Source organism: Shewanella sp. SM71 (assembly GCF_025653905.1).
GTDB classification, from domain to species: domain Bacteria; phylum Pseudomonadota; class Gammaproteobacteria; order Enterobacterales; family Shewanellaceae; genus Shewanella; species Shewanella oncorhynchi.
Genome location: NZ_JAKKRW010000008.1, coordinates 49,266 through 75,374, shown reverse-complemented (window position 1 = coordinate 75,374; position 26,109 = coordinate 49,266). Strand labels below are relative to the sequence as shown.

The 26,109-nt window shown below is 47.5% G+C and carries 28 protein-coding genes; 24 read left to right on the top strand and 4 right to left on the bottom strand.

What is annotated here, in order from left to right:
• The first annotated feature begins 88 nt into the window (after positions 1 to 88).
• The 14 genes from L5L97_RS09755 (at position 89) to L5L97_RS09695 (ending at position 10,403) form a co-directional block, all read left to right on the top strand.
• Positions 89 to 622: a lysozyme gene (locus L5L97_RS09755; RefSeq protein ID WP_263181688.1), complete on the top strand. Its 534-nt coding sequence runs from the start codon at positions 89 to 91 to the stop codon at positions 620 to 622.
• Positions 603 to 1,106, top strand: coding sequence for a hypothetical protein (locus tag L5L97_RS09750; RefSeq protein WP_263181686.1), 504 nt, complete (start codon positions 603 to 605; stop codon positions 1,104 to 1,106). Before L5L97_RS09755 ends, L5L97_RS09750 begins: the two co-directional genes overlap by 20 nt.
• Positions 988 to 1,236, top strand: coding sequence for a hypothetical protein (locus L5L97_RS22950; RefSeq protein ID WP_227257030.1), 249 nt, complete (start codon positions 988 to 990; stop codon positions 1,234 to 1,236). Before L5L97_RS09750 ends, L5L97_RS22950 begins: the two co-directional genes overlap by 119 nt.
• The gene (locus tag L5L97_RS09745) at positions 1,217 to 1,552 is read left to right on the top strand and encodes a phage holin family protein (protein WP_259213791.1); all 336 of its coding nucleotides are present in this window, start codon (positions 1,217 to 1,219) and stop codon (positions 1,550 to 1,552) included. The genes L5L97_RS22950 and L5L97_RS09745 overlap by 20 nt, the downstream gene beginning before the upstream one ends.
• Positions 1,506 to 2,039 carry a terminase small subunit gene (locus L5L97_RS09740; RefSeq protein WP_263181685.1) on the top strand — a complete coding sequence of 178 codons (534 nt, stop codon included), beginning with the start codon at positions 1,506 to 1,508 and terminating at the stop codon, positions 2,037 to 2,039. The genes L5L97_RS09745 and L5L97_RS09740 overlap by 47 nt, the downstream gene beginning before the upstream one ends.
• On the top strand, positions 2,014 to 4,011 hold the full coding sequence (locus L5L97_RS09735; protein ID WP_263181684.1) for a phage terminase large subunit family protein: 1,998 nt from the start codon (positions 2,014 to 2,016) through the stop codon (positions 4,009 to 4,011). The genes L5L97_RS09740 and L5L97_RS09735 overlap by 26 nt, the downstream gene beginning before the upstream one ends.
• 29 nt (positions 4,012 to 4,040) lie before the next feature.
• The gene (locus L5L97_RS09730) at positions 4,041 to 4,253 is read left to right on the top strand and encodes a hypothetical protein (protein WP_263181683.1); all 213 of its coding nucleotides are present in this window, start codon (positions 4,041 to 4,043) and stop codon (positions 4,251 to 4,253) included.
• 46 nt (positions 4,254 to 4,299) lie between these two features.
• Positions 4,300 to 5,880 carry a phage portal protein gene (locus tag L5L97_RS09725; protein WP_263181682.1) on the top strand — a complete coding sequence of 527 codons (1,581 nt, stop codon included), beginning with the start codon at positions 4,300 to 4,302 and terminating at the stop codon, positions 5,878 to 5,880.
• Positions 5,783 to 7,888, top strand: coding sequence for a ClpP-like prohead protease/major capsid protein fusion protein (locus L5L97_RS09720; RefSeq protein ID WP_263181681.1), 2,106 nt, complete (start codon positions 5,783 to 5,785; stop codon positions 7,886 to 7,888). The genes L5L97_RS09725 and L5L97_RS09720 overlap by 98 nt, the downstream gene beginning before the upstream one ends.
• Before the next feature lie 98 nt (positions 7,889 to 7,986).
• Entirely contained in the window at positions 7,987 to 8,310 is a 324-nt protein-coding gene (locus L5L97_RS09715; protein WP_263181680.1) for a DUF2190 family protein, read from the top strand.
• Entirely contained in the window at positions 8,303 to 8,665 is a 363-nt protein-coding gene (locus L5L97_RS09710; protein WP_263181679.1) for a hypothetical protein, read from the top strand. Before L5L97_RS09715 ends, L5L97_RS09710 begins: the two co-directional genes overlap by 8 nt.
• 3 nt (positions 8,666 to 8,668) lie before the next feature.
• On the top strand, positions 8,669 to 9,238 hold the full coding sequence (locus L5L97_RS09705; RefSeq protein WP_263181678.1) for a hypothetical protein: 570 nt from the start codon (positions 8,669 to 8,671) through the stop codon (positions 9,236 to 9,238).
• 23 nt (positions 9,239 to 9,261) lie between these two features.
• Positions 9,262 to 9,687 carry a hypothetical protein gene (locus L5L97_RS09700; RefSeq protein ID WP_263181677.1) on the top strand — a complete coding sequence of 142 codons (426 nt, stop codon included), beginning with the start codon at positions 9,262 to 9,264 and terminating at the stop codon, positions 9,685 to 9,687.
• Complete coding sequence (locus L5L97_RS09695; protein WP_263181676.1) at positions 9,684 to 10,403, top strand: hypothetical protein; 720 nt, start codon at positions 9,684 to 9,686, stop codon at positions 10,401 to 10,403. Before L5L97_RS09700 ends, L5L97_RS09695 begins: the two co-directional genes overlap by 4 nt.
• Before the next feature lie 59 nt (positions 10,404 to 10,462).
• Here L5L97_RS09695 and L5L97_RS09690 read toward each other — a convergent pair whose 3' ends face one another.
• Positions 10,463 to 11,056, bottom strand: a complete 594-nt coding sequence (locus L5L97_RS09690; RefSeq protein ID WP_263181674.1) for a Rha family transcriptional regulator — start codon at positions 11,054 to 11,056, stop codon at positions 10,463 to 10,465.
• A 492-nt stretch (positions 11,057 to 11,548) separates the two neighbouring features.
• On the opposite strand from L5L97_RS09690, the gene L5L97_RS09685 reads away from it, so the two are divergent.
• The 7 genes from L5L97_RS09685 to L5L97_RS09655 are packed head-to-tail and all read left to right on the top strand — an operon-like array spanning position 11,549 to position 21,932.
• Complete coding sequence (locus tag L5L97_RS09685; protein WP_263181673.1) at positions 11,549 to 15,829, top strand: phage tail tape measure protein; 4,281 nt, start codon at positions 11,549 to 11,551, stop codon at positions 15,827 to 15,829.
• Between the two features lie 38 nt (positions 15,830 to 15,867).
• Complete coding sequence (locus L5L97_RS09680) at positions 15,868 to 16,239, top strand: hypothetical protein (RefSeq protein ID WP_263181672.1); 372 nt, start codon at positions 15,868 to 15,870, stop codon at positions 16,237 to 16,239.
• 7 nt (positions 16,240 to 16,246) lie between these two features.
• Positions 16,247 to 18,685 carry a hypothetical protein gene (locus L5L97_RS09675; RefSeq protein ID WP_263181670.1) on the top strand — a complete coding sequence of 813 codons (2,439 nt, stop codon included), beginning with the start codon at positions 16,247 to 16,249 and terminating at the stop codon, positions 18,683 to 18,685.
• Positions 18,686 to 18,697: 12 nt separating this feature from the next.
• Positions 18,698 to 19,642: a hypothetical protein gene (locus tag L5L97_RS09670; RefSeq protein WP_263181669.1), complete on the top strand. Its 945-nt coding sequence runs from the start codon at positions 18,698 to 18,700 to the stop codon at positions 19,640 to 19,642.
• A complete protein-coding gene (locus L5L97_RS09665) occupies positions 19,635 to 19,937 on the top strand; it encodes a hypothetical protein (protein WP_263181668.1) in 303 nt (100 codons plus the stop codon). The genes L5L97_RS09670 and L5L97_RS09665 overlap by 8 nt, the downstream gene beginning before the upstream one ends.
• Positions 19,934 to 21,694, top strand: coding sequence for a hypothetical protein (locus L5L97_RS09660; RefSeq protein ID WP_263181667.1), 1,761 nt, complete (start codon positions 19,934 to 19,936; stop codon positions 21,692 to 21,694). The genes L5L97_RS09665 and L5L97_RS09660 overlap by 4 nt, the downstream gene beginning before the upstream one ends.
• 25 nt (positions 21,695 to 21,719) lie before the next feature.
• Positions 21,720 to 21,932 (top strand): hypothetical protein, encoded by a 213-nt coding sequence (locus L5L97_RS09655; protein ID WP_263179651.1) that lies wholly within the window; start codon positions 21,720 to 21,722, stop codon positions 21,930 to 21,932.
• A 9-nt stretch (positions 21,933 to 21,941) separates the two neighbouring features.
• On the opposite strand, the gene L5L97_RS09650 is transcribed toward L5L97_RS09655, so the two are convergent.
• Both L5L97_RS09650 and L5L97_RS09645 read right to left on the bottom strand, forming a co-directional pair.
• Positions 21,942 to 22,151 carry a hypothetical protein gene (locus L5L97_RS09650; RefSeq protein ID WP_106649483.1) on the bottom strand — a complete coding sequence of 70 codons (210 nt, stop codon included), beginning with the start codon at positions 22,149 to 22,151 and terminating at the stop codon, positions 21,942 to 21,944.
• A 22-nt stretch (positions 22,152 to 22,173) separates the two neighbouring features.
• Positions 22,174 to 23,238 carry a tyrosine-type recombinase/integrase gene (locus L5L97_RS09645; protein ID WP_263181666.1) on the bottom strand — a complete coding sequence of 355 codons (1,065 nt, stop codon included), beginning with the start codon at positions 23,236 to 23,238 and terminating at the stop codon, positions 22,174 to 22,176.
• 121 nt (positions 23,239 to 23,359) lie between these two features.
• Between L5L97_RS09645 and dusA the strand changes: the two genes are divergently transcribed.
• The 3 genes from dusA to L5L97_RS09630 all read left to right on the top strand — a co-directional run bounded on the left by dusA (position 23,360) and on the right by L5L97_RS09630 (position 25,231).
• A complete protein-coding gene (gene dusA / locus L5L97_RS09640) occupies positions 23,360 to 24,379 on the top strand; it encodes a tRNA dihydrouridine(20/20a) synthase DusA (RefSeq protein ID WP_263181665.1) in 1,020 nt (339 codons plus the stop codon).
• 209 nt (positions 24,380 to 24,588) lie between these two features.
• Complete coding sequence (locus tag L5L97_RS09635) at positions 24,589 to 24,879, top strand: hypothetical protein (protein ID WP_173497179.1); 291 nt, start codon at positions 24,589 to 24,591, stop codon at positions 24,877 to 24,879.
• Between the two features lie 151 nt (positions 24,880 to 25,030).
• Positions 25,031 to 25,231 carry a PspC domain-containing protein gene (locus L5L97_RS09630; protein ID WP_263142824.1) on the top strand — a complete coding sequence of 67 codons (201 nt, stop codon included), beginning with the start codon at positions 25,031 to 25,033 and terminating at the stop codon, positions 25,229 to 25,231.
• A gap of 132 nt (positions 25,232 to 25,363) precedes the next feature.
• Here L5L97_RS09630 and L5L97_RS09625 read toward each other — a convergent pair whose 3' ends face one another.
• Complete coding sequence (locus L5L97_RS09625) at positions 25,364 to 26,101, bottom strand: enoyl-CoA hydratase (protein ID WP_263142823.1); 738 nt, start codon at positions 26,099 to 26,101, stop codon at positions 25,364 to 25,366.
• Positions 26,102 to 26,109 lie beyond the last annotated feature (8 nt).

The following is a 26,109-nucleotide window of genomic DNA, read 5'->3' as shown; positions in this document are numbered from 1 at the left end:
AAACATCAGCTGTTAGAGGCGGCTACCTCACCGTTGACCTAACCGTTGGCCGCGCTAAGGCTAACCTCATTTTAAAGGAGACTGACCCATGTCATTAAAGCAAAAGCTCATGGCACTGGGGCTTTCTTCTGCTGTCGCGCTGGCGGGGGCTAATTTGATTGCTCCCGCCGAAGCGCCGAACGGCGAGCCCATTTTGCACACCTATCTTGATCCTGTGGATATTATTACCGCTTGCTTTGGGCACACTGGTCCTGAGCTTGAGCTCAACCAGTTTTTTAGCGAGCAGCAATGCATTGAAATGTACGCCAAGGATTTAGGCAAAGCTGATCGCCAGCTGCGGCGGCTAACGTATCCGGTGCAACTTACTGAAGGTGAACACGCTGCTTACCTCAGTCTGATTTACAACTTTGGTGCGGGTAACTTTCAAACCTCCACCTTGCGCAAGCTGTTACTGCGCGGAGAAAGGGTGGCCGCTTGTCACCAGCTCACCGATGCATGCGGTAAACACGGCTGTAATGGTTTTGTCTATGCCGCTGACATCAAGCTGCCTGGCTTAGTCGAACGCCGCAAAGAAGAACGTAAAATCTGCTTAAAGGATTTATATGTGGAACAAAATCATTAATGCCACTGGCTCGCTGCACCTGTATTTAATCGCAGCGCTCATCATAGTGATAACGCTACTTGGCCTTAGCCTTACCGCCGTTAAAGCTGATCTCGCGTTAAAAAACTCGCAGATTGAAACGGCCGCCGTTAACCAGCGAATGCTGCAAGATGATCTAACGGCTGTAACCGATGAACTGCAAGCGCAGGCCATCGAGCGTGACAGGCTTGCTAAGGATCACGCCTTTGCCTTAGCACTCAATGACAAAGCCGCTAAAGCCAAGGCCGAGATTGATCGCCAACTTGCTGATCAGCGAGAAGCCATTAAAAAACTAAGGACCTCAGCCAATGAACAAACCCGAAGTTGGGCTAATACTGCTGTGCCTGATGATGTTAAGCGGCTGCTCAAGCACGCCGCCTATTGCGCGCACCGTAGTCACCAAGCAGACCCAATATGTACTACCGCCGCAATCATTAATGAGCCAGTGCCTGCCAGCCGAATGTAGTTCAGATGCTAATGCCGATCTGCCCGATTGCATCATTCAACTCTTAGCCGTGATCACCAAATGCGATACCGATTTGCATAACATCGAAACATGGCGAACGGAAAAACAGCATGAACAATCCATACATTAATGATGTTGCCACCCAAAAAGGGCTCACGTTCAGCGCGTATATATCGTCACTAATGAGCACATTGGGAGGTGCTTTTACTATGAATGATGTGGCGATCCTCGTTGGCGTATTGCTCGCCTTCCTCACGTATTTGGGGAACATGGCTTATCAAGAATCCCGTCGTCGCCGCGAGTGTCGCCAAGAACTAAAAGACGAAAAGCGCAAACAAGAACTTCACGCCGCCGACATGCAACTGAAAGCCGCCCTGCTAAAACAAGTGGAGCATCCTAATGGCCCGCATTCAACCATCACCACCCGAGCCTGTTCTACTGAGTAAAACCGACTTATGCAAAAGCCTTGAGATCAGCACTCAAGCGTTTGATAAGTGGGACGTGCCAGTGCACAGCAAGCGCGGTCGCGTGTGTTTATACAAAATGGCCGATGTGGTGGGTAACAGACTTGCCAACGAGCGCAAAAAAACCATCACTAAACCCGATGAAGATGATCCCGATAAGCCAGATATGGACTACGAACGCTGGCGCTTAATCCGAGCCCAAGCAGTTGGGCAGGAGATTAAAAACGAAAAAGACCTCAAAGAAGTGGTCGAAGTTAGTTTTGCTACCTTTGTGCTAAATCGCATTGCTGCGCAAATTGCCCCAGTGCTTGATCAAATACATATACGGGTAAAACGAAAATTCCCCGACATTCCAGAACGCACAATCGACGCTATCAAAGCGGAGGTGATTAAAAGCCAAAACACCGCCGCCGATCTTGCGGAGGGCATAGAGGGTTTATTAGATGAGTATATCGGCAGCGCAGATTAAAAATCTGAAAGCCGCCGTGTCTGCTGGGCTGCGTTCGTTCTATCGCCCACCCATGCTCACCTGTTCACAATACGCCGACGAGCACTTTTACATGTCGTCTGAGTCCTCTTACACCGAGGGCAAGTGGGAAAGTTTACCGTTTCAAATTGGCATTCTTAATGCCATGGGTAACGACCAAATCAGCACGCTTAACTTAATGAAGTCAGCGCGTGTCGGTTACACCAAAATGCTGATGGCTAACGCTGCTTACAAGATTGAGCACAAAAAGCGCAACGTGTTGATCTATCAACCTCGTGATGGTCAAGCCAAAACCTTCATGAAAAAGCACGTTGAAACGGCGATTCGTGACATCCCTGTTTGGCGCGCGCTTGCACCTTGGATGGGCCGTAAGCATAAAGACAGCACGCTAGAAGATAAGATTTTCACCAATGGCAAAACGCTGATGGTGCGTGGAGGTACCGCTGCGGCTAACTATCGCGAAATATCCACTGATGATGTGATCTACGATGAGTTAGCGGGTTTTGATGAATCCATCGAGCACGAAGGTAACGCCACATCGCTCGGTGATACTCGTATCGAACTGTCGATGTTTCCTAAGTCGATTCGCGGTTCAACGCCTAAAGTGCTCGGTACCTGCCAGATTGAAAAAGCCTGCAGCGAATCACCGCACTATTTTAAGTTCAGCTTGCCTTGCCCACACTGTGACGAACTGCAGGATTTAAAGTGGGGTGGCCCTGAAGAAGCCTTTGGGATTAAGTGGCATAAAAATGCCAAGGGCGAGCACGATCCAAGCACAGCCTATTATCTGTGTGAGCACTGTGGTTGCTGTATCGAAAACAATCAGCTTGACGATATGGAGCTGCATCCAAGCGCAGTTTGGATATGCGAAAACACTGGCATCCGCACTAAAGACTTTTTAGACTTTTATGATGCCGACGGAAACGACATCACCACGCCGCCCAATATCTCGATTCATATCTGGTCGGCCTATAACTCGCTCAACAGCTGGGCGAAACTGGTTACTGAGTTCTTTAAAGCCAAAGGCGATAAAGAAAAGCTGCAAACCTTCGTCAACACTAAGTTAGGCCAACCGTGGGATAACGACAACGGCGAGCGCTTAGAGTGGGAAGATTTAGCTAAGCGTCGCGAAATGTACCCGAGTGGCAAAGTGCCTAACTGGGTGGTGTATTTAACGGCAGGTATCGACACCCAAGACGACCGTTATGAGGGCCGCATTTGGGGTTGGGGCGCAGGTAAAGAGGCGGCATTAATCGACCGCTTTATTTTATATGGCGACCCAGCAAGCCAAGTATTAAAAGACAAAGTGGCCGAGCGTATCGCCAAAAGTTATGCCCGTGCCGATGGCGTTGTGCTGAATATCGGCGTCGCTGGTTGGGACTCTGGTGGTCACTACACCGATGACGTTTATGCCATGAGTAAAAAGCTTGGGCTAATGCGGGTGATCCCGCTTAAAGGCGCCAACGTTTACGGCAAGCCGATCGCCAATTTCCCCCGTAAGCGAACCGCCAAAGGCGTTTACTTAACGGAGGTCGGTACTGACAACGCCAAAGAGTTGTTGATGTCGATGTTGCGAATTGCCCCTGATGTTGATGTGCGCAAGCCTGGTGCGATTCACTTCCCGCTAAACGAAGCGGTATGTGATGACGTTGAACTGCAACAGCTCACCAGTGAACGCAAGGTGCCAGTGCGCGACAAAGGGCGCGTTATCTATAAATGGTCTGCAGGCAAGCGCCGCAACGAGGCACTAGATTGTTTTGTTTACGCCTTGGCCGCGCTGTATATCGCGATAGAGAAATTCGGCATCAACCTCGACAAGCTTTCAAAAGTTACCCCGATCGCCATATCAAGCGACCAACCCAAAGAACCTAAACCCAAAGCCGCAAAACAGGCCAATGCGAATGCTGCTTACCTAAACGGTGGCGGTGGTGGCAGTTCTGGCGGTTGGCTGTAGTTAATGCCAATAAAGCCAAGGATAACAGCATGACCAAAACCCAATGCCAACAGATGATCGATGCGTACTTTCAGGCTGAGCTTGATGTGTTGGCAGGCAAGCAAACCACGATCAACGGCAAGACGATGACCACAGAGGACCTAGGCGAAATCCGTCAAGGTCGGCTTGAATGGGAGCGCCGTTTAAATGGCTTTAGTCGGCCACAGGGTGGGGTTAAGTACGCCAGTTTCAACAATAACTAAGGCCGCATTAATAGGGCACTTCTAAAAATATAAGTCGGAGCAACACATGAGCATTATCAATGATGCGCTGGCGATATTTGCCCCGCGTTTAGCATTACAGCGTGAAGCGGCCGCGATGAGCTACCGCAACCTGAAAGGGTATGAAGCCGCCAGCCCAAGCCGCACGCATCGCGCTAAAAAGGAAAGTCGCGGGGCAAACCAAGCGGTATTTGCTGCGGGTAAAAGCCTGCGCGAACAAGCCCGTTGGTTAGACGAAAACCACGACCTCAGTATCGGCATTCTCGACCGGATGGAAGAAAGGGTTATCGGTGCCCAGGGGATTGTGGTTGAACCCCAGCCGCGCAGCATGAGCGGTGAAATCATTGATGAATTAGCCAACGATATTCAACGCCGTTTCGGTGCATGGTCACTTAAATGTGATGTTACTGGCCGCTATAGTCGCCCTGAGCTTGAGCGCTTAGTGCTCCGTAGCGCCCTGCGTGATGGTGATGTGTTCGGACAGCATGTTATGGGTAAAGTGCCTAAGTTTGGCCACCCAAACGAGCAGGGCACTCAATACAGCATTGAAGCGTTAGAGGCCGACTTTATCCCCTACGAGTTAAACGAACCCGCAAAGCGGGTACGCCAAGGGCTTGAGGTGAACGGCTGGGGCCAAGTGGTTAACTATCACGTATTGCTCGATCACCCAGCGGATCAAGTCGGCTTTCGTTACAAAACCAAAGCGGTACCCGCATCGAGCATGATGCACTTGGGCTTGTTCAAACGTTTGCACCAGCTGCGCGGCGTGTCGATATTCCACGGCATTTTAACCCGCCTAGCCGACATTAAAGACTATGAAGAATCCGAGCGCGTGGCTGCACGGATTGCCGCTGCGCTGGCGTTTTACATCAAGCGTGGCGATGCCAGCATGTTTCAACCAGACCAAAGTGGTGAATCGTCAAGCCGCGAAATCCCTATCGCCCCAGGCATGACCTTCGATGATCTCAAGCCCGGTGAAGATGTTGGGATGATTGAGAGTAATAGACCCAACGTCCATATGGTGGAATTTCGCAACGGCCAAATGAAGGCCGTTGCAGCGGGTAGCCGTGGCAGTTATTCCAGCATTGCCCGCGACTACAAAGGCAGTTATTCAAGCCAGCGCCAAGAGCTAGTTGAGCAAGACGAATCCAACCGCATTATGCAGCAATGGTTTTGTGCTGGCTGGTCGCGGCCTGTGTTCCGCAACTTCTTAAAAATGGAAATGCTCAACAAGCAGGACCCATTAGTGTTGCCGCCTGATCTCGACATCCGCACCTTGTTTGATGCCGTGTACTACGGCCCCACCATGCCATGGATTGACCCACGCAAAGAGGCCGAAGGCTGGGAAATGATGATAGCCGGCAACGCTGCTACCGAGGCCGAGTGGGCGCGAGCCCGTGGCCGTAATCCTGCGGAAGTGAAACGCCAGCGTAAACGCGAGGTGGAATACAACCGCGAAAACCAAATGGTCACGGCCAATGACCCCGACCCGACACTTGGAGAACAAACCAGTGAAGAAAACCAAGATAGCAATAGCGGCAGCAGCGCTAAGCGCAATGCTGCCAAGCGGAGCGCTGACCGCGCCCGCCGCAACGCTGAGCCAGATTAACAACGAGTCTCACCCAAGCAAAAGCTGGTATAGCCTCAAGGCGCAAAACGGCAATGCCGAGTTGATGATTTACGACGAGATTGGCGGCTGGGGTATTACAGCCAAACAGTTTGCCCGTGATCTGCAAGCGCTAGGCAAAGTGGGCACCATTACTGCCCGTATTCATTCGCCTGGCGGCGATGTATTCGAAGGCATGGCGATTTACAACATGATCAAGGGCCATCCTGCGCACAAGGTTTGCTACATCGATGGCCTTGCTGCTTCGATGGCTAGTGTGATTGCCATGGCCTTTGATGAAATCATCATTCCTGAAAACGCCATGATGATGATCCATAAACCTTGGGGCGGAACCCTCGGTGATGCGGATGATATGCGCAAATACGCCGATTTACTCGACAAAGTGGAAGGTAACTTAGTCGGGGCTTATCAACAAAAAACAGGCTTACCCGAAGATGAACTTCACGCCTTATTAGCCGATGAAACATGGTTAACAGGCCGCGAAGCAGTGGAAAAAGGTTTTGCCAACACACTAACCGATCCGCTGCAAATGGCGGCATCACTTAATTCAAAACGTCTTAAGGATTTTACCAATATGCCTGAACATCTAAAAAACCTGTTTGCACCCAAGGGAAACATTCCTTCGACTGCACCAGCACCACAACCCGCTCCTGCGCCAAGTGCTCAGGTTCCTGCTCCCTCAAATCAACCTGCGCCAGCAGCCCAACCCGACGCCGCGACTATTCAAGCGGCGGCGATTGCGTTAAACACTGCGCGCATGAATGGCATTAACACGGCGTTTGCGGCATTCCCGCAACTTGCAGAGTTAAAAAATCAGTGTATCGCTGATGCGACCATTGATGCCGATAAAGCCAAGGACATGATCTTGGCTAAGCTTGGCGAAAACACCACGCCAGCAGCTACCATGCCAAACCGTACTATTATCCACTCAGGTAACGGCAATATCGTTGGCGACTCGATTCGCGCACATTTAATGGCACGTTCAGGCCACGCCAAAGTCGAAGCCGATAATGGTTATTCCAGCTATAACCTTCGCGAACTGGCGCGTGCGTCGTTAGTAGACCGTGGCATTGGTATCGCCAGCATGAACCCAATGCAAATGGTAGGCTTAGCCTTTACTCACAGTTCAAGCGACTTTGGCAACATCCTGTTAGATGTGGCGAACAAGTCTGTATTAATGGGCTGGGAAACCGCCGAAGAAACATTTGAGCGCTGGACCAAGAAAGGCCAGTTAGGTGACTTTAAGATCGCCCAGCGTGTTGGCCTTGGCGACTTTAATAGCCTGCGACAAGTGCGTGAAGGTGCTGAATATAAATACGTCACTGTGGGCGACCACGCGCAACAAATCGCGCTGGCAACCTATGGCGAGTTGTTCAGCATTACACGCCAAGCCATTATCAACGATGATATGAGCATGTTGACTGATATCCCAATGAAGATGGGCTTTGCCGCTAAAGGCACTATTGGCGACTTAGTGTATGCCGTATTAACGCAAAACCCGAAAATGAGCGATGGTAAAGCATTATTCCACGCTGATCACGGCAACTTAGGTGCAGGCGTACCTAGTGTCGCTGCACTTGATGCCAACCGCATGTTAATGCGTAAGCAAAAATCGGGTAATCGCAGTCTCAATATTCGCCCTGAATTTGTGTTGTGCCCAGTCGCGCTTGAAACCACCATGAACCAGATCATCAAGTCCAGTTCAGTCAAAGGCGCCGATGTTAACGCGGGTATTGCTAACCCCATCCAAAACTTTGCCGAAGTGATCGCCGAGCCACGCTTAGACGATAGCAGCGCAGTGCAATGGTTCTTGGCCGCAGGTAAAGGCCGCGACACGATTGAGGTCGCGTACCTCGATGGTATCGACACGCCTTACATCGAACAGCAACAAGGTTTCACCATTGACGGTGTGGCCACTAAGGTGCGTATCGATGCTGGCGTTGCTCCGCTTGATTACCGCGGCTTGGCGAAATCAACCGGCGTGAATTAATAAAGCAGGGCGCTTCGCTGCTAGAACGGGCGGCGCCCTTATAGATTCTAGATTCTAGATTCTAGAGTCTGGTCCCTTCTTTATCTCAAGGAAACCCCATGAAAAATTACATTAAAGATGGCAAGACCATCAGCTTTACTCCCACCGCCGCAGTTGCCAGCGGTGAAGCCGTATTGCTCGGTATGTTGTTAGTGGTAGCTATTGCCGCTATTGCCGCAAATACACAAGGCGAAGCACTCACCGAAGGCGTATTTGAACTGCCTAAAAAGTCCACCGATGTGGTAGCCCAAGGTGTTGATCTGTATTGGGACGATACGGCTAACGAACTCACCACCACCGCCACCGACAATACCAAAGTCGGTAAAGCATGGGTGGCGGCGGGCAACCCATCCACCACGGTTTGGGTGAAGATCAATGCCTAACGTGGGCAAAAACTTTGCCGACCGTGTGAACGGTAAAATGGCACGGGTGTTTCAGCGCTTAGCTGACCCGTGCCAATTTACCCCAGTGGATGGCACCGCGCCATTTGTTCGCCTAGTGAGCTTAGATGATAACCGCACCGATCTTTCATCAATAACAGAATACATTCCTGATATCGTCACCCGCGCTGAGTTCTTACTCAGTGAGGGCGCGGTCAATGTGGATGATACCTTTGCCCTAGGCAGTATTGATGACAGTGGGGCGTTTATCCCCAACGGCCAACAAGGGCGGCTGACCCAGCGCGTGAGCATGGATAGCGTTTGCGTGGCGTTTATTTATATCACGATTGAGGACTAGCTCATGGCGCGGATAAAGATTGAAGGCATGGAGGCGGTAACAAAGGAGCTGAACCGCATCCGTGCCGCCCAAGCACCTGCGATCACCAAAGCCATTATTGATACGGTGCAGTTTGGTAAACAAACAGCTATTGACGCCATCTTTAATAAATATGGATACGTATCAAAAAGCTATGTAGAAAATCTGTTTACCTACAGTATCGACCCACGCAACCTAAAAGGTCATGTTACCGCAAGATTTCGGCCGAGTACCTTAACTCGGTTTGCGCGGCCATTAACCCGTACAGGTAGGCGCGTTGCGTCACGTTCTGACGGGCACATGATCAACCCAATACGCAATGAACCGCATTGGTTTAAAGGTACTTTTACCTTCATTGGTAAAAACGGAAATTTCTTGATGTATCAGCGCTTCCCCGGTCAAAAGTGGCGCACATTTAAACAAGCCAAAGAAGCGGGCAATAAATCCATGTACGGTCCGTCAGTCGCAGGTAGTTTTAGGTCAATACAAAAAGAGATTGAACCGCCCGTTATCCGTTTTCTGCGTGAACGTTACGGCCAGTACAGCGGCACTTAGCCTAGAAATCGTAAGGAATGCCCATGATCCAAGCAATCATCGACCGTTTAAAAACGGTTGAAGGCGCGACCGTGCGCGAAGGTTTTTACGCCCAAGGTGTGGCTAAGGATAAACAATTTATCTTTCTGCAGCCGTTTACCGACGATTTTAAAGCCATAAACGGGATCAATTCATATCGTGATGATCTGGTGCTGCAAGTGGTGGCGGGTATCACGGTGGATAAAACCCCAACACCCACCGCTGATCTTATTAACCTTGTTCGCGCCATTCGCAGCGCGTTTTACAAAGATGAGCGCAATGTCGAAAAGCTCAGCTGGTTGCCCTCGGTGATCTCCTTTAAAGAGCTAGAACCCTGCAAGTACATCATGCCCGAAGCCCATGAAAAACATGGCCTAGCGGTTATCACCCTATCCCTTGTTAATACCGTTAAATTTGGAGACTCACTATGAGTGAAATCGTAACCGAAAGTTATATCGGCTCAGCGATCGTCTATATCGATGGCCGTGATTGTGGCAACGTGAGCGGCGTAAAGCTCGCGATTGAGCAAGAAACCAAATCCCTACCCAACTACCGTGGCGGTGGTGGCTATGCCGACGAAGTCACGCTGATTAAAGCGGTAAAATTAAGCGCCACCTTTTATGACTTTAACAACGAAAACTTAGCGCTAGCTATGCGCGGTAAGATTGATGTATTAACTGCAACACCCGTTGCAGATGAAGAAATTATCGCTGTGCTCGATGGCTTAGCGCAAACCGCAAAAATGATTGATACCAGTATCGCCCCCGTTGTTAAAAATGAAGCGGGCACGACTACCTATGTGCTTGATGAAGATTATGTTGTCAGTGCCGCGGGTATCCGCGCGTTATCGACTGGCGCTATTACCGCAGGCCAAGCATTAACCATTGGCTACACCAGCCAAGCGGGTAATGCGTTGCAGGCATTAACGGAGTCAGGTAAAACCGTTAGCGTAGTGATTGACGGTATTAACGACTCAACCGGCAAACCTTGGATGTTGAAGTTTTATAAATGGAAGCCAACGCCAACCTCAGGTTTAGATCTGGTCGGCACTGACTACGGCAGCTTCGATATTGAAGGTGCGGTATTGGCTAATAGCTCTATTGTTGCGACTGGCAAGTCGAAGTTCTTCGTCCGTAGCGCCGCTTAATCCAAGCTAGCAATAAGAATGAGCAACTATCCGGAAATTCCGGATAGTTGCCTTTCAACTCAGGATTGTCTAACTAACTTAGCACTTTGGCGACCAATCAGCGCGATTTGGGCGATCTGCTCACCTGCGGCTTGTTGGATCTCGATTAACTGCTCAAGCGATAAAAACCGTGGTTCGCGAATATAGTTAACCAACTTTTCGCGCTTGGTGACAAAGTGATCATCATCTAACGGCATAGACGACACGATTTTACCGCCGTCCCATGTAAACAGCATGCGTTGGCGTTCAAACGGGCTTTGAGTACGGCTTAATCTGGCTTGGGCTTCGTTAAAGGCATTAATAAAGTTGATCTTCAATTGCGCGGCTTTAGTACCTGTAAAGCCCATCACCAAAAACATAAAGCCGTCTTTGGTCAGGTGGTAACACTTTAAATCGCGTGTTGCAGTGCCAACTTGTTGATTTTGCACGTTAGCCCAAAAATGGGCTGACGTAAATTCACTGGGAGCTTCGACAATGATCTCGTCAATTTTGCGCAAAACATGGCTGTGCCGTTTGCCAAAATAATCGGCAACGATCAGTGAGTTGGTAATGGTTTGTTGGCCGTTAATAAAAACCAGTTGTGCAGGGTAGTTTTTAGACTGTTGTAGGTTCATGGGTGACACTCCTTGGTTCGAGAGTAATCATCACCGTCAGGGTCTAAACTGAATTGGTGATGAGCTGAGCAAGGTTAGACCTACCGCACCAAGGACGCGGCCCGCCAAATGGCGGCCTCACCCAGCTCACCATAGAAGTGGTGCGCCGAGTCACGCAATAAAAAACCAGCACTAGGCTGGCGACATGATTGCGCCTTGGTTAACTGCGGGGGTCTAATCCCGGCATTGGATTTTGCCAATGCCCGAATAGTATCGCCCCGCCTAGGCGCATTTGTCAATTTACTTATCAGTTAACTGATTTTGAGCATAAGCGCAAAAATGCGCGCATGTACTTAACCTGACACATAAACAAGATAACGTATTGATTTTTCACGTTAGCCAAAAAAATGGGCTGACGCAACCCATCCAATTCCCATGAGTTTACAACCTATTTTGCTGTGGTCGAGTGTTTTCGATCACAGCCGTTTTGCTGCATTTATATGAGGCCAACCAATGAGCTTTAATGATCAAGAAGTCAATCTAACCATCCAAGGTAAGGATCTGTTTTCTGCTGAGGCCAAAAAGTCTGAACAGGCATTACAAGAGTTGGGGCGCGAAAGCGAAAGACTCAATGAGCAATTGGATGATTTAAAACAACAACAAGAAGCCATCCGTGCCATTGACGAGCTAACTGATTCTATTAGTCGCAACGAACAAGCATTTAGCGACAACAGCGTTGCCCTTGATCAATTAAAGCGCGAGCAAAAACAAGCGGCGACTGAGGTAAAAACCCTTGAAACCGCCCAGCGTGAAGCGGCGGCTTCTACCGCTAAAGTTGAAACTGAGTATCAACAAACGGCTGCTCAGTTGGCGCAATATGATAGCCAAGTGGCGGCTACCCGCGCGGAAGTTGAGCGCCTAAGCGCTACCCAAGGCAAAGGCGCACAGGCCACGGCAGCCCAAGCGCAGGCACTGTCAAAGGCTAAGGCTGATTTACAACAGCTTGAAACCACACAACGCAGTACGGCTGCTAGCGCTGAAAAGCTTAGCCAAGAACTCGAACAGGAGCGCCGCGGCCTTAATCAATTAAACACCGCTGTTGATGAGGCCAGCCGTAAAAAGGCTGACTACGCACTTAAGGTGAAAACTGCCAGTAGTGAACTGACTCAACTTGGCACCTCTGTCAATCGCAATAAGCAAGAGCTCGGTAAGCAGCAAGCCGTGTTGCAAAAAGCTGGCGTGGATATGGAACGCCTTGGCGATGCCAGTAAAGAGTTAAAACTAAAGCAAGCGGCAGCAGAACAAGCACTTAAAGGCGTGAATGAAAAGCTAACTGTGCATAATGCCTTGCTGCAAAACAATAAAACAGTGGCAGTAGCCGCTAACACTCAAACGGCATTAACCACCAAAGCGGTGCAAACCTTAGCTAAGGCTTATGCGGCATTACTTACCGCTCAGCAAGCCGTGACCGCGGTTAAAAGTGGCGTTGAAAACTACGGTGAGTTAGAGGCCGCTATTACCAAGGTGGAAAAAACCACAGGTAACGCCCGTGAAACTGTGGTGAAAATGGCCGCTGAGCTTAAGGAGCTTGGCGAAAAGGTTACTCCAACCAGTACCAATGAATTGCTACGCATGGCCGAAGTGGCTGGGCAATTGGGTACTAAGTCCACAGAGGATATTCTTAATTTAGTTGCGGCTGCCGATGCGTTGGGGTTATCGACGAACTTAGCCGGTGACGAAGCGGCCACTATGTTGGCGCGCATTCTAGGGATGACCAATGAAGGCATTCCGCAAATTCAAAATTTATCGTCTTCAGTGGTGGCGCTCGGTAACGATTTTGCCGTGACCGAAGCCGATATCGTACAAATGACTAAAGAATTAGTCTCTGGCACCCGCGAGATTAACTTAGGCAGTGCGGCAGCAGCGGCCTTTGGTGCGACCTTAGCCGAATTAGGCCAGCCTGCAGAACGTTCGCGCACGGCAATACAACGCCTTGGTGCTGAGATTAATAGCGCCAGTAAAAAGGGTGGTGACTCACTTGAAACCTTAATGAAGATCACGGGGTTAACTGCCAAGCAAATTGAACAAGATCTTGGTGATGCGCCTGAAAAGGTGTTAGTTAAATTCCTTGAAGGGTTACAAAAGGTTAAGGCCGAAGGCGGATTAGTCTCTGATGCCCTTAAATCGATGGGCATTGATGGCACTGAGGCGACAGGTGTACTCAGTGTATTAGCGGATGGTACAGATCGTCTAAAAGTTGCATTAGAGCTAAGTAATAAAGCCTATGCCGCTGGCGATTACCACATGAAGGAAGCGATTAAAGCTTATGCAACACAAGAGTCAGCATTAGGTCGTCTATCTAACAAATTCCACACCTTAACTACCGATATTGGGCAAGCGTTTTCGTATGATACTGATCTTGCAATTCGTGGTGCAGGTGATGCCATCGATAAGGTGCGGGAGGATGTTGTTAATTTGGTAGAAAGACTACCAGAATTAGTTAGCGGTTTTGTGGAGCTCGCGAAGGCAGCCAATGATTTTGTCGAGACGTTCTCTGACGACAAGGTAGGCCTATTTGAAAAAGCATTCGATAGAATAAAGCTCGGTGTTAATTCACTGGCTTTACCGCTTAGCTTCATAACGCTTAGTGCGCAGCAAGCAGCATTGGATTTTACAAAGCTTAAAAATAAAGCTGCTGAATTTTTCGGTTTAAAAGTAGACACCACATTCATCGATAAGCTTCAAATAAAGATGAGGGAGCTTGAGCAAAATCTTGAAAATAATTATAAGGATATGGCTAATGCTGCTGCCCGTATGGCGGGTGAATCTTCAATTGCGTATGAAAAACTGCTAGATGCATCAGATAAATATAAAGGTGCAATTAATAAATTAAGTACAGAGCAGCAAGCTAGTTTAAAAAATATCATTGATGGTAATAAATATAATGCTGATTCTGAAAAAATATACCGTGACTTAACTTCAGCTATTGTACTTGCCAATCGTGAGCTTGAACTTGAGGCCGAGTTTAAAAACAAAGCTGCTGAGGCGAGTAAGAAAAAAGCCGAGGCAGATAAGCAAGGTGCTGATGCTGCGAGTGCGCTTGCCGCTAGTCAGTCCGAGATAAACATATCCACAGGCCAGTATTCCATCACAGTGAAGGAGGCTATGGCTCGTCAAGCTGAGTTAAATCAGTTACACGAGAAAGGGATTCTTTCAACTGAAACATTGAATAACATGACTGCGCTGCTTTATGCATCGGTCAATAATTACAGCATAGCTGTTGATAACAGTAATACTAAAACCCTCACGCAAACGGAATTAACATCTGCATTTATCAGTAAGCGTAAAGAGTTACAAACTCAGTACGAAAAGGGTTTGCTGACTGAAAAAGAACTCAATATATCACTGCAAGAGTTAGCTGCATCACACACTAAAGCCGTTGATCAGTCGAACAAATCCATTGCTGCGACAGGGTTGTTGTCTGATGCCCAGTTAGACTTGCAAGAAAAAATATTAAGGACCGAGAAAGAGGTTCGTGATCTTGAAGCCGCCTTAAAAGATGAGAACAAAGCCACGGCTGAACTCACCCTTATAAAAGCTAAGTTGGCAAAGGAAGAAGCCAACCTTGCTGATCTGAAGCGCGAGTCTGTTGAGCTATCCAAGATAGAGAACGCGACCTATGTTGAACTGTTGATATTGCAGCGTGACTATGAAGCGCAGCTTGAAGCATTGGATCGAAATTTCAGGGCGGGTTTATTAACTAAGCAAGAGTACGATGCTCAATCACAAATACTCAAAGGGACGTTGAGTGAAGTCAATAAAGTGGTGGGTGAAAGCAGTAAAAAGACAGATGAAAATACCGAGGCAACGAAGGAAAACACTAAGGCCACTAAGGATAATACTGCCGCTGGTATTGAAAATGCTAAAGTTATCGCGGAACAATTAAGTACGATTGATGACTTTAGGGGAAGTGCTGCCGCCACTCGTGATGTGATTGTTTCGCTGAATACCGAATACGATTACTCAAATGCCACTATCCAAGCAATGACCGAAAGGTTAGCGCAATTGGATAATCAAATTGCGGGTGCTGATCAAAAACGCGAACGACGTGAAATCAATAATGCCATTCGGATGCGTGATTGGGTCACTCAAATCGAGAGCGGCTCACTCAGCTTGCAAGAGCTAGGTGAACTTGCTGATCTCGCTAATAACTCTGTTGTAAGGCTTTCTGACAATCAGCTTGTTCCGCTCAACAAAGCGATCGATGAAGCCCGTTCACGCTTTAGAGAATTGGCTGATGAAATTAATAAAACCACAATGGATATTCAAGACCGGCTCGATACCGCTTTGGGCAACCAGAAGGATATTGCTGAGCGTAAGTTTGCTAGTGAGCTAAAGGAAGTGAACGATTTAATCACCACAGCTCAAGCATACGGTGATAGTCAGCTCATCAATAAACTGCAAAAAAGTCTTAGTGATCTTAAGCAGGCACAAGACTTAGAACGTAAGGCCCTGCAGGCCCAGCAAGCAACCGATAAGCAAAGCGCTGCCGAGGCGAAGAAGCAAGCCGAAGCCAGTGCCGCGGCTGCTAAAACTACCGCTCAAAATCAAGCAACCGCTACCGTTAACACGCAAGCCAATACCCAAACCAGCACGCAATCTGTGGCTAACACTTCAGATATGCAAGTGCTGCAACTGCAGGTTGGCAATAGCACCTTTAACGCTCAAATGAAGCGCAGCCTCGTCACTGAATTGATGAACGAGATCAAACGTCTGCAATCTGTTGGCGGTTAGCCAATCCTGTTATTCGCCCCATTTAATCAAAGGTCCTTATGACAACCATCGATGAGAACGATATCGCGGTGGATTTGCTGTGGCTAAACCGCGACAACACGCCCCGCGTTGCGGCCAACATGAAGCGCGCCTTAAACGGCGCACCATTGGTGCAGCAAACCATTATCCCAGCGGGTATTGCCATGGAGTTAGGCACCAAATCTGGATGGATGCTGCGCACTGAGTTTGAACAATTAAAAGCCCATGCCGCCATCACGTTAACCGCCTTCACGTTGGCCTATGAAGGCACCAGTTACAACGTGGTTTGGGATAACACTGCAGGCTCGCCTATAACGGGTGAGGATTTATTTGACGAAGTTGGCGGGTTTGAAAAGCTCACTAACGTGGTTCTTAAGTTTATGACTTTATAGGCTATCTATGGCAATCTCTCGCGCAGATTTAAAAGTATTCAAACCCGAGCAATTGGGCTCAAGCGATGATGCGGGTGGACAACGTACCAAGCTGGCGGTGGAGTCTGGCAAGCTAAACGAACTATTTCGCGCCATTTCAGACATAGATCACGCGCAATCAGCGGTTGATATTGTGAAGTGTTACCCTGCACTCGATACCCCTGACACATCAATTTTGCTCGATGGTCATGTGTTCATGAGCCAAAAGCCAACCGATAATCTAGTCAGTTTATTGATTGCCGAGGCCGCTACGCTTGATGATGCCGACCGCATGACCGATATGGTTGAGATTCTGGAATCATCCGTTCGTGCTGGCCAGTTGATCCGCAATCGCTTAATTGGTTTTCTGGAAGGGCAAGATTCCTTTCCTAAGTCGTATCTGCAATCTAGTTATCTATTTAATGGTACTGAGTATTGGTCGAACGTCACATTACTGCAGGGACAAACCGTTGTTATTTCTGTTGAGTATCCTGGCGCCGAAAGTGCACTTTACCCACGGTTTGAGCATTTCTGCCAAATTCAAGAAACGGTTACTGGTGGTCCCACAGGCATAGTGAAGTTTAAACCTGCCATTCCGTTTATCACACCTAACTACGATATAACAATCAACGGTGAGTCGGGCTGCACTAAGTTACGCTACACCAGTGATAATGACGGGATTAAATATCATGGCGTAACCAAACTTACTGCCGCCTCAGCAACCAATACTTTAGCTGTTGAATCGACTCAAACGGAATTGCTGCCAAAAGTAAAAACGATTAATCCACTGACAGGTAAAAGTATTGTTGAGGGCGGCAGTGGTGATGTGCCAAGTACCGTTATCAAAAATAACGTTTCACAGCCTTATATCTATGGTCAATTTACCTATATTTTTGAAGTATCTGATATTTTAAATAATGACTTTGTTAATGAGGTACTGGGTTTTAAGCCGCGCCTGACGGCCTCAAACTTTTCCTATTGGAATATCAGCGTCACAGGCACAACTATCACAGCGAATACCTCTAGCCTTATACCTGGTTTAGACACGCTGACAATTGAATACGTCTCCGCTGCAAAATATGGCTTATATAGCAGTGCCACCACATTCCCTGATTTTAAAAAGATATCACTCGGTACCACTAAAATGGTGCTGACATTTTTAAATACTGCCCATGGCAGTGTCAGCATGACAGAAACATCTAGCGGCAACTTTGTCAGCGGTGGTGTGCGTTTGGCACAGCTTGATTACCATACTGGCGCAGTCACTAAGTTCCTTGATGCCCGTGGTGACTTCACTGTGCATTATGACTGTCTGATTGAGGAATCGACTTCCTCAGCCAATACCGTCAGCTTTGCGCTCGCCACCGACAGCCCAATTTATGACACCTTTTATGTCACCATTAGCAACGCTGCAGGTGACACCCTGTTATCGGGCTCAAGTGACAGCGCAGGCGTGATCACCGGCTTAGGAATTAGTGGCAATATCACGGATTCAAATGTGCAGTTAACCTTTAGCCAAGCTGTAGATTTAACCACGCTGCGCTATGACATTAGTGAGACTGTCACACTATCACCGCCACCCGAACTATACGGGCTTAATCCACTGCGGATTAAAAACGGCGGTGTGGTGAATGCGTTTACTGCGTGGAACACCGTATCTGTACAGCACACTGAATTACAAGTGGTTAGCAGTCCCGCGCCAGCCCAAACCTACAACGCTCGCGCTAATGCGCGCTTTGTCGATATTACCGATGCTGAGGGTAAATCACTTTGGACGCTGACTAATACCCATTACACATGGGTTAAAGCAACAGGTGTTGTCACTATCAATAGCGATTTTACGGGCTTTACTGCGCCATTCGTTCTGACCGATACCATTGGCGAGATTGCGCTAGTGACAGACGTACAAGCACAGGCATTAATACTGGCATCGCCATTAAGCCAAACTTATCCAATCGGTGCCAATGTATCGAGTGTGCAAAATTTGGGTGACTTACAGGCCCGTATCGGCACGGTGCGGGATATGAGTGCGTGGGCTAACAATTGGGACCTCGATGGCGCACCAGCCACTGGCAACATGAATACTGTTGATTTCCCAATCGAGGTCCGTAACGACACTGCAGTAAACGAGGACTGGGTGTTGATCTTCACCTCAGCAACTGCATTCCGTTGTGTTGGTCGCCGCCTCGGTCAAATTGCCACGGGCGATACGATTAATGACTTTGCCCCCGTCAACCCGCTAACCCTGCAGCCGTACTTCATTATTCGTTCTGGCGCATTTGGTGGTGGCTGGCAAGCGGGCGAGGCCATTCGTTTTATGAGTTATGCCGCAAGTAAACCCGTGATGCTATTGCGCACAGTGCAAAGCGGTCACAGTCAAATCACTACAGACCGCGCAGTGCTCGCGTTCCGTGGCAACGAATCTTAATAGGGGTATGCAATGGGATTACCAGTAACCGTTTATCGTTACACTGATGCAGGTGCACCGCAATTGGTCAACTCGTCAGCGTCAGAGTGGATTACTATTCTTAAAAAATGCTTGGTTGAAGGGTATGGCTCTAAAGCTCCACTCGGTTGGACTGTTGCATTCGAAGATGCTCTAAATTTTAAAATCGCATTTCGCAATACAACATTAAATGGTGGTAGTGGTGGTTATTTCCAATTCAATGGTCCAAATACTGCAAATGCTACTTGCACATTAAGATGTGCGGCATCTATGGCGGCATTAGATTCGTTTATAAAGCAAGTGCCAGCACGTGGTTTACAAGGCCAAACTACGTATCGTGGGTGGGAAATAATAGGTACATCAAGAGGGTTTTATTTAATATTGCATCGTACCAACAACCTGTTAATGTCAGATTCAACTTCCACCTCCACATATATATATTTTCAAATGTACTTTATTGGTGATATTGACTCATTATATGCAAACGACCAGAGTTTGTTCACACTGGTGAGTGGTACAAATGGTGCCGCAACAACGAATTCATTTGGAGTGAATCACCTTACAAGATATGCCACATTTTATGATACTGATGCAGGTGCGGGTAGTGCCATTGAATATAGTGCAATCGCCTTTTTCCCAATGATTGCCAACACTGCATACAACGTAAATGCCGAAACAGCAGGTTTACAACATATATTGTCACCTGTAACACTAACGTGTAGTAATACAACAACAGACAGGAATGGTGTGTTAGCACCTAGTAGTCTTATCACACCACTTGCTAGGGCAAGAATACCCGGATTGTATCAGTCATCGTGCATGGGTTATCGTAACGATAATTGGCCCATTGATGTACCCATGAACAGTGTAATGCACACATTATTACGGTCCAGTTATGCACCTTCATTATGGATTAACATGGTGTCATGGTATGAGTAAATCACTGTCAATTATCGTTGCAAGGGATAGGGCTATTAATCAGGCAGTGGTGGATATTGATGCCGACCCTGATGCCGAACGGTTGTTGGTCATAAATCGGGTTAATGGGGACGTATACCACAATTTTAAATATGAAACCAACCGCTTATTAAAATTCAGGGTACCCATTGAACATCTAGTGAATACAGATTTATTGGTTGGTATCATGGATGATAATCTAACGTATAATGCTAAGTTCGTTGATGGTGTACAGGCCGAATTAATAGACGGCAACCTTGCGAATATTAGACCATGACAGCAATAACACTACGGTTTGACACACCTTGGTTGAATGCGGTTAGCCCGCTAAAAATCAGGTTTATTGACGCCCCCATTATTGTTGATAATTCATTTGGTATCGAGTGTGGATTCAGTTGGTTTACGCTCGATGCAGTTGAACAAAGGTTGATGTTGTCTGAGTTCTCAAGTGATATTGAATCTAAAATTGAATCGCCGTGGGAAAACTACAACGCCGATGAAGTTGTAATAGAATCACCATGGATATCCAACATTGCAAACGATTCAGTTTTATCAATCAATTGGTTATTCAATCTAGATACTCAAACAAACACCAGCATTAATTGGTCGCTGCCAATCGATCATCAAATCACATTAAGCGTTAACTGGGTTGTACCCGATGATCATCAAATACAATCCTCAATCAACTGGCTGGATATTGCCGCGCACCAGTTGCACACTGCAGTCACATGGATAGATGGTCAAGAGCAAGATAGCTCGTTGATGATTCAGTACCGTGGCATTGTGGTCGATGATGAAAAGTCGATTAAATGGGGCTTCCACGAACCGCGCTGGGTTTGCTCTACCAAGTACCGCCCACCTGTTGGTAAAGTCACGCTTCGATTTAATGAGCCATTATCTACACAACCAAACCCTATTGTTTTACGGTTCACGGCCTCACCGAACGTGTGCTACTGGGACGATGGCGGCGGCCTCATTGATGCTAACCCACCATTACCCAATATCGATTTTAAAATTCCGATTGAACCACAAATCCGCAGGTACTACTTAATGCAGCCAACGATCACATGCGTGCGAGTATCAGACAGTTTACCGATTGTGATCACCAGTGTGAGCATTAGCCAAAGCCGTGGGCAGTGGGCAATGTCGGTTAGCCTTGAGTTCTCAAGCCGTATCGATGCGCAGCGCGCCCACAATGAACTATTGCTGATCACCATCAACGGTTATGAGTTTTATGCCATTGCCGAGCAACCAAGCGCTAGCAAAGCCTTTGGTGTTGAAACCCACAGCAGTACAGGCCGATCACGCGCCGCAGAACTGTCATCGCCTTACCTTTTGCCAATCAGCTACACCAACACTGTCTTGCGCAGCCTTGGCGGTATTATCGCTGATCTGTTGCAAAACACAGGCTGGACTGCAGAGCTTAGCGGGATACCAGATTTTAGCGTCCCTGCAGGCGCGTTCAGCGTGGGTAACAAGTCACCGATCGACGCGATTAACGAAGCAGCAAGCCAATTGGGCTGCATGATCTTAGCGGATGATGCCACCCGTAAATTGACTATCATTCCCCGCTGGCCAACTGTGCCGTGGGAAATGGCAACCGCGGTACCGGACCTAACAGTGCACGATGCCGTGATCACCAATTACAGCGAATCAGTCTCCCGCAATCCGTTGTGTGATGTAGTGTGGTTACGTGGTGAACAACAAGGGATTAGCGCGAAGGTGAAACGCACCGGCAGCGCGGGCAATATTCCCGCAGCTGATATTAGCGCCCAGTTGATCGTAGATAACCAAGCGGCTCGCATCGCCGGCACCAATGCGCTGGCAGATACAGGCGACAAGTTGAACGTCACGCTATCCTTGCCCGTCATGGTTGATTTGCCACCCGCAACGCCTGGCATGTTGATTGGTATTCGTGAAGGTACCGAAGTCTTTAAAGGAACGTGTGACAGTTGGAGCATCCGCGCCAGCGTCAGTGATCGCGGTGATATCGATATTGAACAATCCATTACAGTGATCCGCTCAATCGCGTAACTCTGCTAACAGCCAGCGAGGCATCATGCTTAAACAACTTCAAACAGCGTTAGTATTGCCACGGATGATCATGACTGTGGATGCCGTAAACGCCGATGGCACCGTCACAGCCAGCAGTGCCAGCGGCCACACTATCCGCGCCATTGGCTCAGGAACGGTTGGGGATCACATCTACGTACAAGACGGCAGGGTGCTAGGAACTGCACCCGATTTGCCATTTGTGGAGATAGAGGTTTAGGTAAAGTGTTTACTCACCATGAACTTCAATGGTGTAACGCTGAATATCTTGATAACTATGGCTCTTCTTAACACCACATCCCTCTTCAACATATCCAACTTCATCGAGGAAGATCCCTGCAGTATTACCACTAATCACTTTTCCTTTAGCAACTAGATTTCCATCTTCAGTTAAAGTAATCACTTTGCCATCAAGCTGGCCTTTTGAATATTCAGTCATGTCAAATCCTTATTTAATGAGTTTAAACATCCTTATCATGCAACCGCTTAGGGAATAGCTCGGTATACACTTGCCACAGCGTATTGATATTCCTATGGCCTGTCACCTGCGCCACTTCATCAATGCTATAGCCCTTCTCAAATAGTCTACTGGCGCCTTCACGCCTTAGGTCGTGATAGCGTAAATCTTCAATTCCCAAATCGTTGCGCACCCGCTGAAACCCTGCAGTAACACTGCGCTCGTTGTAGGGGAAAACCCGCGCATCATTCCTCGGCTGCTTTTGCAGTATCTCCCACGCCCCACCTAGCATAGGCACCAACATGTGATTCCCCGCTTTTTTGCGCGGGTCCTTACGGTCGCGAACGATCACGGCCTTTTGTGCCTCATCTACATCGTCCCATGTTATCCGGCACACTTCACCAATACGCATGCAACTCAGTATCGAGAAATCCAGCAAATCAATATAAGGGATGTGTGCAGCCCGTTGAGCTGCCCTTGCAGCTAATCCAACTTTTAACATCTCAATCTCATCCGTAGTCGGTCTGCGCGAACGCTTCCCCGATTTAGCGATCAAGTCTTGGCTATACAGCGCATCGTAAGCCTCAATAACCGAAATTTGTGAAACCTCGTGCCCAAAGTTTGATTTAGCGATTCGTAGCAGCCATCGGATCACGCTTACATCAACGGCAATGGTCGATGGCCCTGTGCCTGCACTGCGCCGTAATTTACAGTGGTCGATGATGTGGTGCGGCTTAATATCAGTCAGATTCAATTTAGCAATATCGCAATCCGATAACAGCCGTAAACAAAAGCGCTTCGAACGACCAATGCTGCTGTCGATGTTTTCATCTGTCAGGGCTTTGCTGATGATGCTGCCCAATGTAACAGGAGCCGTATCCTCAGTCGCAAACCCGTTCGACTCAATATCAATCACCCGCTCTTTACCCCATGCCTCGGCAGCGGCATATTTGGTAAAGGTACGTTGCTCCGTGTATAATATTTTGCCGTTTTTCTTTACACGAACTAGGCAGCGATGCCGCACAGTACCGTCGGCTTTTTCACGTTTTTGAATGCTATAAGATGCCATGTTTTTTGGTTCCCCGAACCCCTCAGTCCAATCCATTGTGGATCACTATAGGTTCCCCGAGCAATGCAAAACATGCAAAAACGTACAAAAATTAGCAAAAATATTAACTTTTCGGATTGTAATGAATTTAGATAAAACCCAACAACACCAAGGTTTAGCGCCTAAAACCCTCGATCGCACCTTTTCCATTGCGCCCATGTTGGATTGGACGGACCGTCATTATCGTTATTTTGCACGTTTGATGTCGGCTAATGCTTTGTTGTATACGGAAATGGTGACCACAGGGGCGATATTGCATGGTCGTGGTGATTACTTGGCGTATAACCAAGAAGAACATCCTTTGGCGTTGCAGTTAGGTGGCTCTAATCCCTTAGATTTGGCTCGTTGCGCTAAACTCGCTGCTGAGCGTGGCTACGATGAAGTTAACCTTAATGTGGGTTGTCCTTCCGATCGAGTGCAGAATGGTCGCTTTGGCGCGTGTCTGATGGCGGAACCTGAGTTAGTGGCTGAGTGTGTTGACGCCATGAAACAAGTCGTTGATATTCCTGTGACTGTGAAAACGCGTATCGGAATTGATGAACAAGATAGTTATGCGTTTTTAACCCAGTTTATTGATGTGGTCAGTGCAAAAGGGTGTACGGATTTTACTATCCATGCGCGTAAGGCGTGGCTTCAAGGGTTAAGCCCAAAAGAGAATCGCGAGATCCCGCCGCTCGATTATGAGCGTGTGTATCAACTTAAGCGTGATTATCCTGCACTTAATATTGGTATTAATGGCGGCGTAACAACTCTCGAGCAAGCACAAATGCATTTAGTGCAGCTTGATGGAGTAATGATGGGGCGCGAGGCTTATCAGAATCCTTATATTCTGACGCAGGTGGATCAAATATTGTGTGGCAGTCAAAAAGCAGTGATTAGCCGCGAGGCTGTGATTGAGGCTATGTTGCCTTATATTGAAGCGCATTTGCAGTCTGGTGGGCGACTTAATCATATTACTCGCCATATGATCGGGTTATTCCAAGGCTTGCCGGGTGCCCGTGCGTGGCGTCGTTATTTGAGCGAAAATGCCCATAAAAACGGCGCTGGGATAGAAGTGGTAAAGCAGGCTTTTCAGAATATTCAGGCTGAAGTTGTAGAGTAATTCCACTCGACTTAAAAGATGGTGAAATTTACTAATTTGAGTAGTATTTTTCACCACTTGTTATTTTTCAATCCATCCCTATATCTCATCTTGTCCACATAAATTTTTTTAAAATGATTAAAATCATAATCTTAATAATATTTTTATAAGTTGGCACGCAGTTTGTAATACTCCTTTCGTCAAGTTAATTAATCGAAAGGGATGCCATCATGTTTACGTTAACCATTAAAAAATCAGTACAAATGAGTGTGTTATTAGGCGCGTTAGTCGGTAGCGTTGCAGCACACGCAGAAGCCGCACCAATATCAGATGTTGTGGGAACTATTGAGCAAACATTAACTGCGCAGACACAGGAATTGTTCGTCAGTGTAAAGCGTGAATTTGTGATGTCATTGCAAACACAACTGGCTGAAAGTATTTATGACTTCAACAGTCAACTTAGCTTAAACGCTGAAAATAAAGGTGAATCGGCAGGTGTCGATGAATATAGCGCTAAGTAAAGGATCTGCTTATGTGGTTTGTAGCACCTTTGATGACATTGCTACTGTTACCTGTAATTAGTCTTGCGTTGTCTTCAGGCATTATTTGCTGGTTTCAGTGGCATAGTGTTAGTGATAAATAAGTTAGCGATCAACTGAGCCGAGGTTTTAGATGAAACGATTAAAAGTGCGTATGGAGAGTCCAGAGCGGTTAGTGTGTGGTGTTGCCGCTGGTATGGCATGGAAATTTGGTTGGTCTTGCTTTTGGACTCGAGTGGTGTGGGCTGGCGCTACCGTATTTATGCCTGGCGTGAGTTTGTTGATTTACTTTGTTTTAGCACTGTTAGTTGATCAATGGAAAAAACCAGCCTAATCATGCAGTGATGGCTGGTGTTCGATGAGCTAATAAGTGGCTTTTTTTGATTTAAAATGATGCAGTTAAACCTATCAACAAGAGGGCACTTTGACCCTCATGCGAAAATGTATGTGTATACTGCCTTGCAGACTACTTTTTCAAAAAAGCCTGAAATTTGCTTTTGGCTTCATCACTTTTTAGCCTAGCGCTAAATTGTTCAAGTTCTTGGTGCATTTGGTGTTGTACACGATTTTTATGCGGACGCATTAATTGACGTGTGATTTGTAGTGCTTGTGGCGGTTGATTTGCCAATTTTTTTGCCTGAGATAATGCATAACTGAGTAAATCTTCATGGGCCACAATTTCGTTGATCATATTGAGTCTATGGGCCGTCTCGGCATTAAAACTTTCACCAAGTAGCAGTAACTCAGCCGCTTTTTGATAACCAATGAGTTCTGGTAAGAGTAGGCTAGCCCCCGCTTCCGGCACGAGAGCCAAGTTGACGAAGGGAAGTTGAAATTTCGCCGTGTTGTCAGCGTATACCAGATCGCAATGTAGCAGTACGGTTGTACCTATACCGACGGCGGCACCAGAAACAGCAGCCACCAGAGGTTTTTTGAGTTCGAGTAGACAAAATAAGAAACGTACTGCGGGATGATTTGGCCCTAAGTCACTATTTTTCAAAAAGTCAGCAACATCATTGCCTGAGGTGAAACAATTATCTTGGCCATGGAGCATAAAGGCACGAATGTCGTTGTCTGCTTCACCTTCGATCAGGTATTCTGTCAGTTGTTTATACATATTAAGATCAAGTGCATTGCGTTTATCAGGGCGATTAAAGCTAATAATACGCACGCCCTGATCATCCTGAACCTGTATATGACTCATGGGTTGTT